Source organism: Isoalcanivorax indicus, from assembly GCF_003259185.1.
Lineage (GTDB): Bacteria > Pseudomonadota > Gammaproteobacteria > Pseudomonadales > Alcanivoracaceae > Isoalcanivorax > Isoalcanivorax indicus.
Window position 1 is genome coordinate 1,006,855 of record NZ_QGMP01000001.1, and the last position, 16,095, is coordinate 1,022,949.

Annotated in this window: 18 protein-coding genes; 7 read left to right on the forward strand and 11 right to left on the reverse strand. The window is 62.9% G+C overall.

Going from position 1 to position 16,095, the window contains the following annotated elements; genetic code table 11:
- The first annotated feature begins 27 nt into the window (after positions 1-27).
- Entirely contained in the window at positions 28-177 is a 150-nt protein-coding gene (locus tag DKW65_RS04690; protein WP_111656175.1) for a DUF3096 domain-containing protein, read from the forward strand.
- A gap of 21 nt (positions 178-198) precedes the next feature.
- Here the strand turns inward: DKW65_RS04690 and pyrC are convergent, their stop codons facing one another.
- Positions 199-1,236 (reverse strand): dihydroorotase, encoded by a 1,038-nt coding sequence (pyrC, locus tag DKW65_RS04695; protein ID WP_111656176.1) that lies wholly within the window; start codon positions 1,234-1,236, stop codon positions 199-201.
- A gap of 136 nt (positions 1,237-1,372) precedes the next feature.
- Here pyrC and DKW65_RS04700 point away from each other — a divergent pair, with 136 nt between their 5' ends.
- Together DKW65_RS04700 and DKW65_RS04705 are read left to right on the forward strand one after the other, a co-directional pair.
- Entirely contained in the window at positions 1,373-1,870 is a 498-nt protein-coding gene (locus DKW65_RS04700; protein ID WP_111656177.1) for a hypothetical protein, read from the forward strand.
- A 10-nt stretch (positions 1,871-1,880) separates the two neighbouring features.
- Positions 1,881-3,005 carry a PQQ-dependent sugar dehydrogenase gene (locus DKW65_RS04705; RefSeq protein WP_211315744.1) on the forward strand — a complete coding sequence of 375 codons (1,125 nt, stop codon included), beginning with the start codon at positions 1,881-1,883 and terminating at the stop codon, positions 3,003-3,005.
- A gap of 29 nt (positions 3,006-3,034) precedes the next feature.
- On the opposite strand, the gene DKW65_RS04710 is transcribed toward DKW65_RS04705, so the two are convergent.
- The 4 genes from DKW65_RS04710 to coxB are packed head-to-tail and all read right to left on the reverse strand — an operon-like array spanning position 3,035 to position 7,371.
- On the reverse strand, positions 3,035-3,838 hold the full coding sequence (locus tag DKW65_RS04710) for a cytochrome c oxidase assembly protein (protein WP_245932394.1): 804 nt from the start codon (positions 3,836-3,838) through the stop codon (positions 3,035-3,037).
- Positions 3,831-4,178, reverse strand: a complete 348-nt coding sequence (locus tag DKW65_RS04715) for a hypothetical protein (RefSeq protein WP_111656179.1) — start codon at positions 4,176-4,178, stop codon at positions 3,831-3,833. The genes DKW65_RS04710 and DKW65_RS04715 overlap by 8 nt, the downstream gene beginning before the upstream one ends.
- Entirely contained in the window at positions 4,178-6,658 is a 2,481-nt protein-coding gene (gene ctaD / locus DKW65_RS04720) for a cytochrome c oxidase subunit I (protein ID WP_111656180.1), read from the reverse strand. The genes DKW65_RS04715 and ctaD overlap by 1 nt, the downstream gene beginning before the upstream one ends.
- The gene (coxB, locus tag DKW65_RS04725; RefSeq protein WP_211315745.1) at positions 6,655-7,371 is read right to left on the reverse strand and encodes a cytochrome c oxidase subunit II; all 717 of its coding nucleotides are present in this window, start codon (positions 7,369-7,371) and stop codon (positions 6,655-6,657) included. Before coxB ends, ctaD begins: the two co-directional genes overlap by 4 nt.
- A 45-nt stretch (positions 7,372-7,416) precedes the next feature.
- On the opposite strand from coxB, the gene DKW65_RS04730 reads away from it, so the two are divergent.
- Complete coding sequence (locus DKW65_RS04730) at positions 7,417-7,893, forward strand: DUF2231 domain-containing protein (protein ID WP_111657519.1); 477 nt, start codon at positions 7,417-7,419, stop codon at positions 7,891-7,893.
- Positions 7,894-7,898: 5 nt separating this feature from the next.
- Here the strand turns inward: DKW65_RS04730 and DKW65_RS04735 are convergent, their stop codons facing one another.
- Positions 7,899-8,342, reverse strand: a complete 444-nt coding sequence (locus DKW65_RS04735; protein ID WP_111656181.1) for a CopD family protein — start codon at positions 8,340-8,342, stop codon at positions 7,899-7,901.
- Between the two features lie 125 nt (positions 8,343-8,467).
- Here DKW65_RS04735 and DKW65_RS04740 point away from each other — a divergent pair, with 125 nt between their 5' ends.
- Both DKW65_RS04740 and sbcB read left to right on the forward strand, forming a co-directional pair.
- Positions 8,468-9,685 (forward strand): lytic murein transglycosylase, encoded by a 1,218-nt coding sequence (locus DKW65_RS04740; protein ID WP_111656182.1) that lies wholly within the window; start codon positions 8,468-8,470, stop codon positions 9,683-9,685.
- Positions 9,685-11,145: an exodeoxyribonuclease I gene (gene sbcB, locus DKW65_RS04745; RefSeq protein ID WP_111656183.1), complete on the forward strand. Its 1,461-nt coding sequence runs from the start codon at positions 9,685-9,687 to the stop codon at positions 11,143-11,145. Before DKW65_RS04740 ends, sbcB begins: the two co-directional genes overlap by 1 nt.
- Here the strand turns inward: sbcB and bamJ are convergent.
- A complete protein-coding gene (bamJ, locus tag DKW65_RS04750; RefSeq protein ID WP_111656184.1) occupies positions 11,133-11,843 on the reverse strand; it encodes a BamJ family beta-barrel-assembly machinery protein in 711 nt (236 codons plus the stop codon). The two genes, sbcB and bamJ, sit on opposite strands and share 13 nt — an antisense overlap.
- 145 nt (positions 11,844-11,988) lie before the next feature.
- Here bamJ and idi point away from each other — a divergent pair, with 145 nt between their 5' ends.
- A complete protein-coding gene (gene idi / locus DKW65_RS04755) occupies positions 11,989-12,519 on the forward strand; it encodes an isopentenyl-diphosphate Delta-isomerase (protein WP_111656185.1) in 531 nt (176 codons plus the stop codon).
- 15 nt (positions 12,520-12,534) lie between these two features.
- Here idi and DKW65_RS04760 read toward each other — a convergent pair whose 3' ends face one another.
- From DKW65_RS04760 to ahpC, 4 genes are all read right to left on the reverse strand, one after another.
- Positions 12,535-13,170 (reverse strand): RpnC/YadD family protein, encoded by a 636-nt coding sequence (locus DKW65_RS04760; protein ID WP_211315746.1) that lies wholly within the window; start codon positions 13,168-13,170, stop codon positions 12,535-12,537.
- 507 nt (positions 13,171-13,677) lie between these two features.
- A complete protein-coding gene (gene ahpF / locus DKW65_RS04765) occupies positions 13,678-15,228 on the reverse strand; it encodes an alkyl hydroperoxide reductase subunit F (protein ID WP_111657520.1) in 1,551 nt (516 codons plus the stop codon).
- Between the two features lie 17 nt (positions 15,229-15,245).
- Positions 15,246-15,431, reverse strand: a complete 186-nt coding sequence (locus tag DKW65_RS15810) for a hypothetical protein (RefSeq protein ID WP_162925700.1) — start codon at positions 15,429-15,431, stop codon at positions 15,246-15,248.
- Complete coding sequence (gene ahpC, locus DKW65_RS04770; RefSeq protein WP_425451940.1) at positions 15,418-15,975, reverse strand: alkyl hydroperoxide reductase subunit C; 558 nt, start codon at positions 15,973-15,975, stop codon at positions 15,418-15,420. The genes DKW65_RS15810 and ahpC overlap by 14 nt, the downstream gene beginning before the upstream one ends.
- Positions 15,976-16,095: the final 120 nt, after the last annotated feature.

Sequence of the window (16,095 nt, forward strand, 5' to 3'; positions counted from 1 at the left end):
CGCTGCCGCCGATAAAGGAGTTCAGGCATGAACGTGAATATCGACCCCGCACTGCTGACGGCGTTGCTGTCCCTGGTGGCCGGTGTACTGATACTGGTAATGCCGCGCCTGCTCAATTACATCGTCGCGCTGTACCTGATCATCATTGGTGTGGCCGGTATCCTGACTTACCTGTAGCGAGGCCCCTCTGTAGCGAGTTCAGTGGGCCAGCCGCCATGGCAGGATGACGCCAGCCTGCCACGGGACCAATGTGGTGCCGTCGGCTTCGATATGCTGCGGCACCGTCCACTCACTGCGTTCCAGTGTCAGGGTATCGGCATTGCGCGGCAGGCCATAGAAGTCCGGCCCGTAGTGGCTGGCGAACCCTTCCAGCTTGTCCAGCTTGCCGTGCTCCTCGAAGAAGGTGGCGTACAGCGGCAGGGCGGCGGGCGCTGAGTAGCAGCCGGCGCAGCCGCAGGCGGCTTCCTTTTTGTTGCGCGCATGGGGCGCTGAATCAGTGCCCAGGAAAAAGCGCGGGTCGCCACTGAGAACGGCAGCCTGAATGCTTTCCTGATGTTCGCGCCGCTTCAGTACCGGCAGGCAATAATTGTGCGGGCGTATCCCGCCTGCCAGCAGATCATTGCGATTCATCATCAGATGTTGCGGTGTGACCGTAGCGGCCGTCAGGGTGTCGTGATCCTGCACGAACTGCACGCCTTCGCGGGTGGTGACATGCTCGAAGATGATCTTCAGCGCCGGGAACCGGCGCCGGATATCCAGCAGGTAGCGGTCGATAAACAGCTTTTCCCGGTCGAAGATATCGATATGCGATTCGGTGACCTCGCCATGCACCTGCAGGGGCAGGCCGTATTTTTCCATGGCCTCATACAGGTGCATGATCTGTGACGGATCGCGCACGCCGCTATCGGAATTGGTGGTGGCCCCCGCCGGATACAGCTTGCAGCCATGGACGATGCCGCTGGCGGCTGCCTCGGCAATGTCTTCGGCTGTGGTCGCCCCGGTCAGGTACAGCACCATCAGGGGTTCGAAATCCACGCCTGCGGGCACGGCGGCAAGAATGCGCTCCCGGTAGGCGCGGGCGTCCGCCGTGCGCACCACGGGCGGGGTCAGATTGGGCATGACGATGGCGCGGCGGAAGGTCATGGCCGTGGCCGGAACCGTCTCGTGGAGCATGCCGCCATCACGGAAATGCAGATGCCAGTCGTCCGGGCGAGTCAGTGTCAGGGTATCGGTCATGGCGGGGTCCTCTCGGCAATGCGGGGCAGGCGGGCAAGGATAGCAGAGCCGCTTCCCCGGGTGTACGTTGGCGGCATGACATTCACCCCGGTTCGTGGCAGGCTCCCTGTATCGCAGCTTGCCGGAAATGTTGCTCATGTCATGGCGCCTGATGTGTCGTTCCCTGCTTTATTTTGTCCTCGCCGTGCTGGCCGCCAGCCTGCTCGGCAGCATCATCCAGACCCAGTTCAACCTCGCCAGTATTGCGGCGCTTGGCGGTGAAGTGCCGCTGGCGTTATGGCTGGCGACGACGCTTGAAGACGTGGTCGGTTTCGGCCCCTTGTATGCGGGCATGATGGCGGTGGCGCTGTTGCCGGCACTGCTGGTGGCGGCGCTGGTGTGGCGGCTCATGCCCGGCACGGCGCCGGGACGCCGTGAGGGCCTGCGCCTGACACTCTACGCGCTGGCCGGGGCGGTGGGCATTTTCGCTGCCTTTCAGCTTGCCAACATGGCGGCCCCCATGCCAACGCTGATTGCGGCCACCCGTGGGGTTGGCGGCACCCTGGCCATGATGCTCAGTGGCGCCCTGGGTGGCTGGGTCTTTGCCCGCCTGCACAGCCTTGACCAGCCTCGTCTTGACCCACCCCCGGCCTGAAGGAGTGACCATGATTGCCCGTATTCATCAGAGTATTCGCCATCTGGCCTGGCTGGGTGGCGTGCTGTTGCTGAGCGCCCCGGCTCAGGCCGCTGACTATCATGTCGAGACAGTGGCCGACGGCCTGGCACATCCCTGGTCGCTGGCGTTCCTGCCGGATGGCCGCCTCCTGGTGACGGAGCGGGCTGGCCATCTGCGTCTGATCGAGGCTGACGGCAGCTTGCGCGAGGCGCCGGTGAGCGGTGTGCCCGAGGCCTTTGTCAGTGGCCAGGCCGGGTTGAAAGATGTCGTGCTGGCGCCCGACTTCGAGGACAGCCGCGAGCTGTTCATCAGTTACGCCTGTGGTACCCGGCGGGCCAATGGCACCTGTCTGGCCCGTGGTCGCTGGCAGGACGACAGCTTCGCAGAGGTCGAGGTGATTTTCCGTGCCTCGCCGAACAAGACTGGCGACGCGCATTATGGCGCCCGGCTGGCGTTCCTGCCGGACGATACGCTGGTGCTGACCCTGGGCGACGGCTTTGACTACCGCGAGGCGGCTCAGGAGCCCGGCAGTCATATCGGCAAGACCGTGCGCCTGCACCGCGATGGCAGCGTGCCGGACGATAACCCCTTCGTCGGCCATGAAGGCGTGCTGCCGGAGATCTACACCCTGGGCCACCGGAACCCCCAGGCGATTGTCTACGATGCCGAGGGCGATCGTTTGCTGGCCCACGAGCATGGCCCGCGGGGTGGTGACGAAATCAACCTGCTGGAGCCGGGCAAGAACTACGGCTGGCCGCTGGTCACCCATGGCAAGGATTACACCGGGGCACGCATCACGCCGTTCGAGAGCTTGCCGGGTTTCGAGCCGCCGCTGCTGGACTGGACGCCGTCCATTGCGCCTGCGGGCATGACGCTGTATCGCGGTGAGCTGTTCCCGGATTGGGACGGCCAACTGCTGGTCGCCGCCCTGGCCGGCAAGCGCGTGCACCGGGTGGTGCTGGAGAACGGTGCCGCCCGGGATGTCGAGCAACTGTTTGGTGAGCTGAACGAGCGTTTCCGTGATGTGCGTACTGGCCCGGACGGGGCTGTGTATTTGCTGACGGACAGCCCGCAGGGGCGTGTGTTGCGGGTGGTGCCGGCAGCGGAGCGCTAGACGGGCTGCGCTATGCTCAGCCCGGCACGTCAGGTATGCCGTCGCAACCAGGCATACCCGAGCCAGCTGATCGCCAGAATATAGGCAAGGCCACCCGGCACCCACATGATCAGCCCCGCCAGTTGCTGATCTGCCAGACTGCGTGCCTCGTCATAGATCGGGGCCTTGGCAAACGTCAGCAGCGCTCCCAGCAAACCGGTATGCATCAGTGTCAGCAGCAGCGCCACCATCGCCTTGCCGGTATTGATGGCGCTGCCTCGCAGTACCGACCACCAGAACAGCCAGCCGCTGAGCAGGAAACATAAATGCTCCAGCAGGTGCCACCAGACATGCTCCACGGCAATCATGTAGGGCCCGGGCGCATGCCACACCCAGATCATGGTGCCGTGAATCAGCGCCGTCAGCAGGGGATAACGCGCCAGCCGCAACAGGGGTTGCCACAGGGGGCGCGCCAGATCACCGCTGGCGGCGCGCCACTGCGGTAGCGGCCGCCCCAGTACCCACAGAGGCGGGATGACCACCATCAGCAGCATGTGCTGGGTCATGTGCATGGCAGAACTGGTCTTGGCCCAGTCATCAAACGGGCCAAACAGGGCCAGTGCTGCGATCAGCATGCCAGCATGCAGATACCAGGCTTCGCCACGTTTGGGCGGCAGGCGTCGCGCGCCGATGATATATGCCCCCCAGAGGATCGCCAGTGCCACGGCGCTGAGCAGCGCCGGGATACCCTCTGTGCCGCCCAGGATATCCAGCGGGCTGTGGGCGAGCGCCGCGTGCGGCAGAAGCCCGCCGGCGGCACCGAGCAACAGCGCACCGCGGGGTAGCCTAGACACAGGGCGGCAACACCAGAATCGGCAGGCCGGTGGCCAGGGTGCTGATGGCGGCAATGATGTGTCCGGCCCCGGCCAGCCGGGCAATGAAGGCATGCTCCCCGGCCTCGGGCGCACTGGCCCCGCGCCAGCAATAGCGGGCCATGGCCAGCAGGAACAGGGTCACCACCAGGGTCAGCAGCCCTAGCACGCCATTGATCGGCGTCAGCGGCCCGGCTTCGGGAGACGGCGCGCCGAGTGCGCAGCTCACGGACAACCCGCCGTAGACAGCGACAAACCAGATCGCCCAGATGACCAGACCCAGCGGCAGTTGTATCGGATGGTGGGGCGGTATGCGCAGCATCAATAGACACCCCAGCTCAGAGGAAAGGCAATCAGTACCAGCAGCAGCGCCCAGGCGACCAGCTGCGCGTAGCGCCACAACTGGCGCACGATCGGCAGTTCATAGGGGACGGCTGCACTGACCAGGCCCAGGGCTGCCCGGCGGGCCTGTAACAGGGTGGCCAACAGCGCAACGCCCACATGCATCAGCAAGTACAGTAGCATGACCAGCAATACGGCATCGTGGGCCTGCTCGCGCACCGCAAGTGGGGCCAGCAGCAACTGGCTGATCAGCAGGGCCAACGCCAGCACGCCCGCACCGGCGATCAACAGAAGCTGTCGTGTCAGCCCGTGGGCGGGCGGCGTCATCAGGTGCCGGTAGCGCCATGAGGCCGCGGAACACAGCAGGGCGACGCCCAGCAGCAGGGGCCAGTGCAGCGGCGTCTGCGCCGGAAATTGCCACAGGGGGGCCACCGTCCACAGATAAAACCAGCCAAACAACATCGACATGAACAGCGAGCCGCTGGCCAGCAGGCTGCTGTTCACCCCCCACAGGCCGGGGCTGTCGAGCCCGCGAAAATGCAGCGGTGGCTGATCGGGATCGGTGTTGCCCAGGGCATGTGCTTTGCTCGGGCCGTTGTACCAGGACCAGGCGCTGAGCAAGGTCACGCTGACCACCGCGCTGATGGCCGCCAGCGGATAGGCGCGCACCAGCAGCAAGACACATAGCGCGGCCAGGCTCAGGGCACAGACAAAGGGCCACCAGGAATTGCTCGGCAAATGTACGGTGTAGAGGGGCTTGCCGGATACCGGATCGCAACCCAGTGTTTCGCGACGTCCATGGGTCATGTCCGGCAGCCATATCTTGCCGTTATCGACCGGGGCGGGTTCCGCTGACGAGAATACCGGCAGCGGGTGGCGGCTGGTGACGGTGGGCAGGGTATCGAAATTCCAGTTTGGTGGCGGCAACGGCAGGGACCACTCCAGCGTGTCGCCCCGCCAGGGGTTGGCAGGCGCCTTGCGCCCGAAGCGGCCGTGCAGCACCAGGTCCAGCAGGACCATGGCGACCCCGGCAGTCATGATGAAGCCGCCGATGGACGAGATCAGGTTGGGCAGATCCCAGCCCAGGCCTGCTTCATAGGTATAGACGCGACGCGGCATCCCCATCAGGCCGGTGAAATGCATCACCAGGAAGGTGACATTGAAACCGATAAAGGTGAGCCAGAACCCCCAGCGCCCGAGCTGCATGGAAGGCATGCGGCCGGTGAACAGCGGCAGGTAGTAATAGATGCCGGCGATCAACGGAAACAGCATGCCGCCGATCAGCACATAGTGCATGTGGGCCACCACGAAATGGGTGTCATGCACCTGCCAGTTGAAGGGTACCAGAGCCAGCATGACGCCGGTGAGGCCGCCGAAAACGAAGATCACCAGAAAACCGAACACCCATAGCATCGGCAGACTGAACCGGGGCTGACCGGCCCACAGGGTGGCCAGCCAGGCAAAGATCTGCACGGCCGTGGGCACCGCCACCAGCATGCTGGCGACGGAAAAGAATGCCTGCGCCAGCTTCGGAATGCCAACGGTGAACATGTGGTGCACCCACAGACCGAAACTGATGAAGCCGGTGGTGATGACCGCCAGCACCAAAGCCCGATAGCCGATGATGGGGCGTCGCGCAAACACGGGTATCAGTGTGGAAATGAGCCCTGCAGCGGGCAGGAAGATGATATACACCTCCGGATGCCCGAACAGCCAGAACAGGTGCTGCCAGAGCAGCGGGTCGCCACCGCGGGCCACATCGAAAAACGCCAGCCCGCCAGCGCGCTCGAGTTCCAGAAGGATGCTGCCGAGAATCAGTGGCGGAAAGCCGAACACCACCATCACCGAGGTGACCAGCAGATACCAGGCCATCAAGGGCATGCGCGACAGCGACATGCCTGCGGTGCGGGTTTTCAGAATCGAGACCATCAGTTCGATGCCGGCGGTGACCGCCGCGATCTCGACAAAGGTCACGCCCAGCAACCAGAAGTCTGAATTCAGCCCCGGGGAATAGACATCGCTGCTCAGCGGCGTGTACATGAACCAGCCGCTGGCCGGTGCCATGGCCAGCACCACACTGGACAGCAATATCAGGCCACCGAACAGGTAGCAGAAATAGCCGAACGCGCCCAGGCGCGGAAACGCCAGATCGCGCGCGCCGATCAGCTTCGGCACCAGATACATGCCCAGCCCCTCCAGCATCGGCAGGGCGAACAGGAACATCATGATGGTGCCGTGCATGGTGAACAGCTGGTTATAAATGTCTGCCGACATGAAATCCTGGTCGGGGAAGGCAAGCTGCGCGCGCATGAGCATGGCCATCAGGCCACCCACCAGGAAAAAGAACAGCCCGGTGAACATGAAACGCTTGCCGATGTTGGTATGGCTGACCACGGTGAGCGCACGCCAGCCACGCGGGTTGTGCCACACCTTTTCGCGGGTTTGTGCGGTTGTCGTCATTCCCCGGCCTCCTGCTGATCGGCCAGCCAGGCCTGCCAGTCGTCTTCTGCCAGCGCCTCCACGGTCAGTACCATATGGGCGTGGCGCAGGCCGCAGAACTCGGCGCACTGGCCACGAAAGCGCCCGGGGGCATCGGCCTGCAGGCGCAACACATTGGTGCGCCCGGGAATCATGTCGATCTTGCCGCCAAGGCGTGGCACCCAGAACGAATGGATGACGTCAGCGCTTTCCAGATGAAAGTCCACCGGCCGCCCGGCGGGCATGATGATATGGTCTTCCAGCGTGATGCCGGTGTCCGGGTAATGCACTTCCCACCACCATTGGTGGCCAGTGACCTCGATCTTCATTGGCGCTTCGGTCAGCGGCAGGGGCAGCATGCGATGGCCGATGGGAATGCCGAAGGCCAGTAGCACGGTGATGGCGACAAGGGGCAACGCCAGGCCGCCGCCGATCAGCCAGCGACGGGCAATGCGCTGCTCGGTATCCTGATCCGTTGGTGGCGGCGTGCGGAACTGCGCCCACAGCCACAGGCCGCATACCGCCAGCAGCACCACAGCGGACACGCCCAGCATCCACCACCACAGCAGCGCGACATCGCGGGCGGCGCTGCCCGCCGGTGCCAGGGCGGACTGATCGCCGCCGCAGGCCGTCAAGCTGCCTGCCAACACCAGCAAGCACGGCAGGCGGGCCTGCCTTGATGCCGACGGTGTCATGGTGCAGGCTGATGCCTTCCGTTGCTGCCGGATGTCCCTGACGCCATGCCTGCCTCGCCTGCCGACGATACCCCGAAAACCATTCCCAGCCGGGCGGCCATCGCCGGGCACCCGCTGCATCCGATGATGGTGCATTTTCCCGTCGCCGCCCTGATCGGCGTGCTCGGCGCCGACATCGGCTGGTTTCTGACCGGCGACCTGTTCTGGGCGCGAATGGGGCTGTGGCTGGCGGGCGTCGGCGCCGTGGGGGGCTGGCTGGCCAGCATCGCGGGTCTGGTGGATCTGCTGACCGTGGGCGCCATTCGTCGCCTGATTACCGGCTGGCAGCACGCCATCCTGGCTGTGATGATGTTGTCGGTGGCCTCCCTGAACTGGCTGTTGCGTCTGGCCTGGGGCGAGGTGGTGATCTTGCCCTGGGGCATGCTTCTGGGCTGGCTCACCGCAGGTCTGATTGCCATGGCGGCCTTCCTGGGCGGGCGCCTGGTGTACGAGAAAGCCGTGGGGGTTGAGGTGGATTCCTGAGGTCGTCATAGCGGCGTCGCCAGGACCAGCCACAGAACGCCGACAATGAGCAGTGCGCTGACGGCCATGAGGGCATGGCAGAGCAGGGCCATGGCGCGAAGGTCACCTGCTTCATGGCGCTGGATCAGCCAACCGTTGAGCGCATGGCAGACGACCATGCCCGCCACCAGTAGCAACTTGGCCAGCAACCACAGCGGCAGCGCAGGAGAGTCGGCTTGCGGATCGACCACACCGGTAAACAGCAGCGAGCCGGAGATGATGGCCAGCAGGGCCACGGGCGTGGCAAACAGGGTATAAACGCTGCGCGGCAGGGCGCGGGGCAGCACCGGGGAGGTGGCGTCACCGGTCTGGCAAACCCGCCCGCAACTGTGAATGAGCGCAGGCAGGTACAGCAGCGCGCCGCACCAGAGTGACAGGGTGGCGATGTGCAGGATCTTGATCCAGGGCATCCTTCCTCCGCATCCAGCGGTCATCATACGGAGCGCATATCACCGGGTCCACCCGGTTACAGTTTTTACATTTGTGCCGCGCAGGTTTGACCGATACTGTATCTCGCAATCGCGATGGAGTTGTCATGTCCGCAGTATCCCTGTTTCGTTTTCCCGTTGTGGCCGCCGTGCTGGCGTTCCTGTTTGCGTCCTCGCCAGCCTGGGCCATTCCCGATGCGGAGACCTTTGCTGCCTGTGTCAGTGATCTGGGCCATCAGGCACGGCAGGCGGGCGTTTCCGCGCCGGTGGTGGCACGCAGCCTGGACACGATCAGCCTGAACGAGCGCGTGATCGAGCTGGATCGCGCGCAGCCCGAGTTTACCGCCAGTTTTGCCGGCTATTTCAATACCCGCATGAGCGAGCAGCGCATTCAGCGCGGGCGAGAGATGTACCGCGAGCATCGCACGCTGCTGGAACGCGTTGCTCGTGAGTACGGTGTGCCCGCGCAATACCTGGTGGCGTTCTGGGGCATGGAAACCAACTACGGCAGTTTCTTTGGCCGCATGTCCATTCTTGATTCGCTGGCGACCCTGGCCTGTGAGGGGCGGCGCGGTGCCTATTTTTCCACCGAGTTCGTCAACGCGTTACGCATTATCGATGAAGGCGCGATCACCGCAGAGCGCATGCAGGGCTCCTGGGCAGGCGCCATGGGGCATGTGCAGTTCATGCCGTCGGTATTCCTGCAGCATGCGGTGGACTATGACGGCGATGGTCGCCGCGACCTGTGGGGCAGTATTCCCGATGCCATGGCTTCCGCAGCGAATTTTCTCAGCGCGATTGGCTGGCAGACCGGCGAGCGCTGGGGCCGCGAGGTGCGGTTGCCGTCGTCGTTTCCGTTCGAACATGCCGGGCTCAATCAGCGCAAGACACTGACCGAGTGGCGGCAACTCGGTGTGCGCATGGCCGATGGCAGCGCCTTGCCGAACGCCGACATGCAGGCCTCGTTGCTGCTGCCCTCGGGTCACCGTGGCCCCGCTTTTCTGGTGTATGACAATTTCCGTGTGATCATGCGCTGGAACCGTTCGGAATTTTATGCGCTGTCGGTGGGCCATCTTGCTGATCGCATTGCTGGCGGTGGTGCCCTCTATAGAGCGCCCGTAGAGGCGCCGCGCCTGCATCGTGACCAGGTCAAGCAATTGCAGACGCTCCTCAACGACAAGGGCCATGATGCCGGAGAAGTGGATGGCATTCTTGGTCCTGGCACGCGCACAGCGATCAGTCGTTATCAGCAAGCGCAGGGCATGGTGGCTGACGGTTTTCCTGATCGTGCCGTGCTGACACGGATTGGCCTGGAACTGGATTGATGACCGAACAGACTTTCTACTGGCACGATTACGAAACCTGGGGCGCCAATCCCGCCGTGGATCGGCCGTCGCAGTTTGCCGGTGTGCGCACGGACGCCGACCTGAACATCATTGGCGAACCGCTGATGCTGTACAGCCGCCCCTCGCCGGATTACCTGCCGCATCCCGAGGCATGCCTGATTACCGGGATTACGCCGCAACAGGCGCTGGAAGAGGGCGTGCCGGAAGCCGAGTTCATCGCCCGGATTCATGCTGAACTGGCTAAACCCGGCACCTGTGCTGTGGGCTACAACAGCATTCGTTTCGATGACGAAGTGACCCGCCACACCCTGTACCGCAATTTCTTCGATCCCTATGCCCGCGAATGGCAAAACGGCAATTCCCGCTGGGATCTGATCGACGTCGTGCGCCTGTGTCATGCGGTGCGCCCGGACGGTATCCGGTGGCCGCAACGGGAGGACGGCACGCCCTCGTTCAAGCTGGAGCGGCTGACAGCGGAAAATGGGCTGGCCCATGAAGCGGCCCATGATGCGCTCTCGGATGTCACGGCTACGATTGCGCTGGCGCGCCTGATTCGCGAGCGGCAGCCGAAGTTGTTCGAGTATGCGCTGTCCATGCGTTTCAAACATGAAGTCTCGAAGCAACTCAATGTGATCAGTCAGCTGCCGGTACTGTATGTGGCCGGGCACATACCGGCTGCACGCTTCTGTGCCGCCATTATGATGCCGCTGGCCCTGCACCCCACGAATCGCAACAGCGTGCTGTGTTACGACCTGAGTGAAGACCCGGCGGATCTGATCAGCCTCGATGCCGACGCGATCCGTGCGCGTGTCTTTGCTTCGGCCCGTGAACTGGGCGATACACCACGCATCCCGCTGCGCGAAATCCAGGTCAATCGCTCGCCCATGGTCGCCACCGTCAAACTGGTGGATGAGTCCGTGGCGGCACGCCTGGATATCGATATGGCCACCTGTCGTCGACACTGGCAGCAACTGCGTGATGCGGGAGACCTGACCCCCAAACTTCACCAGATCTATGCTCAGCGGGAATTCGCCGAAAGCGCCGACGACCCGGATCTGCAACTCTACAGCGGTGGTTTTTTCAACGACAGCGATCGCCGCATGATGGATCAGGTTCGGGAAACATCGCCGGAGCAACTGGCAAGCTTGCGACTACCGTTCCAGGATGGCCGCCTGGCCGAAATGCTGTGGCGTTATCGTGCCCGCAATTACCCGGCGACGCTGTCACCGGGTGAGGTGACTGAATGGATGCGGTTTTGCCTTGAACGGCTGCAGCAGGGCAGCCACGGCGCGCTGGGGCTGGCCGACCTGCGCGCCCGGCTGGACGCGCTGCGCACCGAGGTCGGCGATGACCGCAGCCAGCATATTCTGGACGAGCTGGCTGATTACGCCGATCAGCTGGAGCAGTATCTGGGTGCGGGCGCCGATCAGCTGTCCTGATGTACTTCCAGCAATTCCAGTTCAAAGATCAGTGCGGCATGGGGGCCGATGTGGGCGGGCGCGCGCTCGCCATAGGCCAGTTCTGGCGGAATGGCTACGCGCCATTTGTCGCCTTCTGACATCTGCAGCAATGCTTCGCGAAATCCCGGGATGACGCGGCTGAGCGGGAAGGTGGCTGGCTCGCCCCGCTCTACTGAGCTGTCAAAAACGGTACCGTCGGCCAGGGTGCCATGGTAGTGCACGGTCACGCGGTGTTCCGGCGCGGGCGGCCGGCTGCCGTTTCCCGAAGCCAGCACCTCGTATTGCACACCACTGTCGAGCGTGACCACGCCGGGACGGTTGGCGTTCTCTGACAGAAAGGCCTCGCTGCGGCGACGATTTTCTTCCGCCTGGGCCCGGGCGGCGGCTTCCCGTTCGGCACCCTGCTCTTGCTGATATTCGGCAACCAGCTGTTCCATGGTGTCGTGATCGAGCAGCGCCCCTTCGCCGGACTGTTGCGCCCGGATGCCTGCCAGAAAAGCGTCGGTGTCAATGCCTGTCATCTGCGACAGCATTTGTTCGGAGAGCTGGTAGCCCACCGCATAGGACTGCTGCTGTGCACGGGATTCCAGCGCAGTGGTGTTGCCCCCCGGCGTGCTGCATGCCGATACAGTAAGGCCCAGCAGGGCCAGGCCCAGGATGATGGTTGTGCTTTTCATGTGGAGGATCTCCCGGATCGTTGTATTGATGGTGAACGTCCGGATAGTACGGGCATCGTTGTTCCGGATAGAACCGGCAAAACAGGAAAACTGAGATTTCCTGAAATGATATGATGGCGCTGTGATATGACGTACCGGAGCAGACATGGCTGATCGCGAATCCGGCGGCCCGGAGGTGGTGCTGGTGGATGCACAGGATCGTCCGCTGGGAACACTGGAGAAGCTGGCCGCCCATCAGCAGGGCGCGCTGCACCGTGCCCTGTCTGTGTACCTGTTCAACAGCGCGGGTGAATTACTGATGCAGCGGCGGGCGGCGGATAAATATCATTGCGGCGGCCTGTGGGGTAACAGCTGTTGCAGTCACCCCCTGCCCGGTGAGCCGGTGGCGCAGGCTGCCGTGCGTCGGGTGCGAGAAGAATTGGGTCTGGACTGTGTCCTGACGCCGCTGTGCGAGTTGTCCTATCGTGCGCCGGTGACCAACGGCCTGATCGAGCACGAATACCTGCATGTGTTTGTTGGCTACACCGACGAACATCCGCAACTGGCACCCGAGGAAGCAGACGCCTGGCGCTACGAGTCCTTGCCTGATCTGACCAGGGCGCTGGTGGAGACGCCAGAAGTCTACGTGCCCTGGCTGGCGCCGGTACTGCCGGCGGTGCGGCAGGCGCTGTCCTAAGGCCAGGCCCTGATGTCAGGCACGGTGTTGAGAAGCTGTTTCGCTTTCGCTGCGTAATGCCTGGACTTCGGCTTCCGGTAACTCGGTGACGTCGGCAATGCTGGCATTGTCCAGGCGAGTCTTCTGAATCAGCTTTCGGGCGGTGGCCACTCTGGCTTCTCGCAAGCCGCGTTCGAGGCCCTGTTCGAGACCTCGTTCCAGGCCCTGTTCCCTGAACCGTTCTGCAAACCCTGTCATGGTGGTTGCCTCCTGCTGGTAGTGCTGTTCAAAAATCATACGCTCATTATTGTCGAGGCAGGTGTAGATGTCGACAAAGGTGGTGTACTTGGCGCGCTTGTCCGGGTTGTGCTCAAGAGCGTCCAGCCCTCGGATGGCGCTGGCATAGATGGCCAGTTTCAATTCGGGCGGCCAGCGCATGGTGGGTAAGGTCAGCCGGGCCACGATGTTGGGGCTCTCCAGGTAGTGCTCGGCAGGCATATCCGGCAGTACACAGCGAATATACCGAAAGCGCAGATAGTCGAAGAACTCGTTGCCCAGCACGATGCTCTCTGGTGCCCGGCGAGGCCGGTTGAGAAACACCACCACGGGCACCACCCGATCCGTGCCGAACAGCTCGGCCAGAGACAGGCTGTAGCGGGCCAGTTTATGCACCGAGAAACTGCCGGGGCGGTATGTTGCTCGATCACAAACAGCAGCGCTTCACAGCGCCCGTCGGGCCATTCCAGCAGGAGGGGAATATCCAGTTCCAGAAAGCGGTCGCTGAGGCGGTCCTTGAGCTGTTCCTCGCGGATGGGGGTAATAACCACCGCATCATCCAGATGGGTGGCTTCTTCCGGTGCAAACAGTTCAAGCGCCTGGCGAGGGTAGTCGAGTATCAGGTTCTTGAAATTCTGGTCATGGCTGTCCGGCATCGGGTTGTCATCCTTGATCGTCGCCGTGATGTGTTGGCAGCGATGATCATGCCGAGCAGGAAGGAAACTGTCTGTCAGCCTCAGCGGGTGATTCTTGTAGGCAGGTTGCCAATACGCCCTGGCCTGCACCGGCATATGGGGCAGCCGACAGCGGAAAGAAGTTGCCAGCCGCGAGCCAGAGGGGAAGTATGCTGGGCTGGTGCGCCAGTCCGATTCGCTGTGCTCAGCCCAGCCTACGTGTGTGTTGTTAGCTGCGAATCAGGTGGTCGAAGGCGCTGAGGGCGGCCTTGGCCCCTTCACCCACAGCAATCACGATCTGCTTGTAGGGCACGGTGGTCACGTCACCGGCAGCAAAGATGCCGGGGATCGAGGTGGCACCACGGTCGTCGATGATGATCTCGCCGAAGCGGCTCATCTCCACGGTGCCGGTCAGCCATTCGGTGTTCGGCACCAGGCCGATCTGGACAAACACTCCGGCCAGCTCAACGCGATGTTCTTCGCCGCTGTTCCGGTCCTTGTACACCAGGCCGTTGACCTTGCCGCCGTCGCCGGTGATTTCGGTGGTCTGGGCGCTCACCTGCACGGTCACGTTGGGCAGACTGTTCAGCTTCTTCTGCAACACCGCATCGGCACGCAGCTTGCCATCGAATTCCAGCAGGGTGACGTGCTCCACCAGGCCTGCCAGGTCAATGGCGGCTTCCACGCCGGAGTTGCCGCCGCCGATCACGGCGACTTTCTTGCCCTTGAACAGCGGGCCGTCGCAGTGCGGGCAGTAGGCCACGCCCTTGCCGCGGTATTCCTTTTCCCCGGGCACATTCACTTCGCGCCAACGGGCGCCGGTGGCCAGAATCAGGGTTTTCGCTTTCAGCTTCGCGCCCGAGGCAAACTCCACTTCATGGAGGGCGCCATCGGTACCCGGAATCAGCTTCTGCGCGCGCTGCATATTCATGATGTCCACGTCGTAGCTCTGCACATGCTGTTCCAGCTGCGCGGCCAGATGCGGGCCATCGGTTTCCTTCACCGAGATGAAATTCTCGATAGCGTTGGTGTCCAGCACCTGGCCACCGAAACGTTCGGCGGCCACGCCGGTGTTGATACCTTTGCGGGCGGCGTAGATGGCCGCCGCTGCGCCGGCCGGACCACCGCCGACCACCAGCACGTCGAAGGCGTCCTTGGCGTTCAGCTTCTCGGCGTCGCGGGCGGCGGCGCTGGTGTCGATCTTGCCGAGGACTTCCTCGACGCTCATGCGGCCCTGACCGAAGTGCTCGCCATTGAGAAAGACGGTCGGTACGGCCATCACCTGACGCTGCTCCACTTCGTCCTGGAACAGGGCGCCGTCGATGGCCACATGCCGGATGTTCGGGTTGAGCACGGCCATCAGGTTCAGGGCCTGTACGACATCCGGGCAGTTCTGGCACGACAGCGAGAAATAGGTCTCGAAGCTGAAGCGGCCTTCAATGCCCTTGATCTGGGCGATGACGTCATCGCTGACTTTGGGCGGGTAGCCGCCGACTTGCAGCAGGGCCAGCACCAGCGACGTGAATTCGTGCCCCATGGGAATGCCGGCAAACACGATGCCCGTGTCTTCCCCCGGGCGATTGATGGCGAAAGACGGCTTGCGCGCATCGTTGCCCGCCGTATTCAGGGTGATCTTGTCGGACATGCCTTCTATTTCACGCAGCAGGTCCAGCAGTTCCTGTGATTTGCTGCCGTCATCCACGGACGCGACCAGCTCCAGCGGCTGTTCGATGCGGTCCATGTAGGCTTGCATTTGCGCTTTCAGATTCGCGTCCAGCATGTACGGGGTCTCCACCATCAGATCAGTTCAGTTTTTCGGAATTGCAGATACAGCAACGCCCGGGAAAGCCGTCGCAGCCCATGCCAGGCCGCTTGTGGCAGCGAGGCGGGTTTGCGCAGGATAAGGCCAGCCCGGGCGAATTCAGTGCCGGCCAGCGCCGTCAGGCGCTGGCCTTGCCGGATGACCGACTCAGATCTTGCCAACCAGGTCCAGAGACGGTGCCAGGGTGGACTCGCCTTCCTTCCACTTGGCCGGGCAGACTTCACCCGGGTGGGCGGCCACGTACTGGGCTGCCTTGACCTTGCGCAGCAGGTCGGAGGCGTCACGGCCGATACCTTCGGCGGTCACTTCCACAGCCTGGATGACACCCTGCGGATCGACGATGAAGGTGCCACGGTTGGCCAGGCCCTGATCTTCGCGCAGCACGTCAAAGTTGCGGCTGATCTGCATGGTCGGGTCGCCGATCATGGTGTACTTGATCTTGCGGATGGTGTCGGAAGCGTCGTGCCATGCCTTGTGGGTGAAGTGGGTATCGGTGGATACGGAGTAGATTTCCACGCCCATCTTCTGGAATTCGTCGTAGTAATCAGCCACGTCGCCCAGTTCGGTCGGGCAGACGAAGGTGAAGTCGGCCGGGTAGAAGAAGAACACAGCCCATTTGCCTTTTACATCGGTGTCGCTGACTTCGATGAATTCGCCGTTCTTGAATGCTTGTGCCTTGAACGGTTTGATTTCGGTGTTGATCACTGACATGTCATTAAGCTCCTTCGAAGGTGTTGTCGATCAGACGGGGTGTAGCATACGGCCTGTTGGCCGATATTCATAATGGATAGCTGATATGGCTGCTATCGGTTTTGCCAATACATG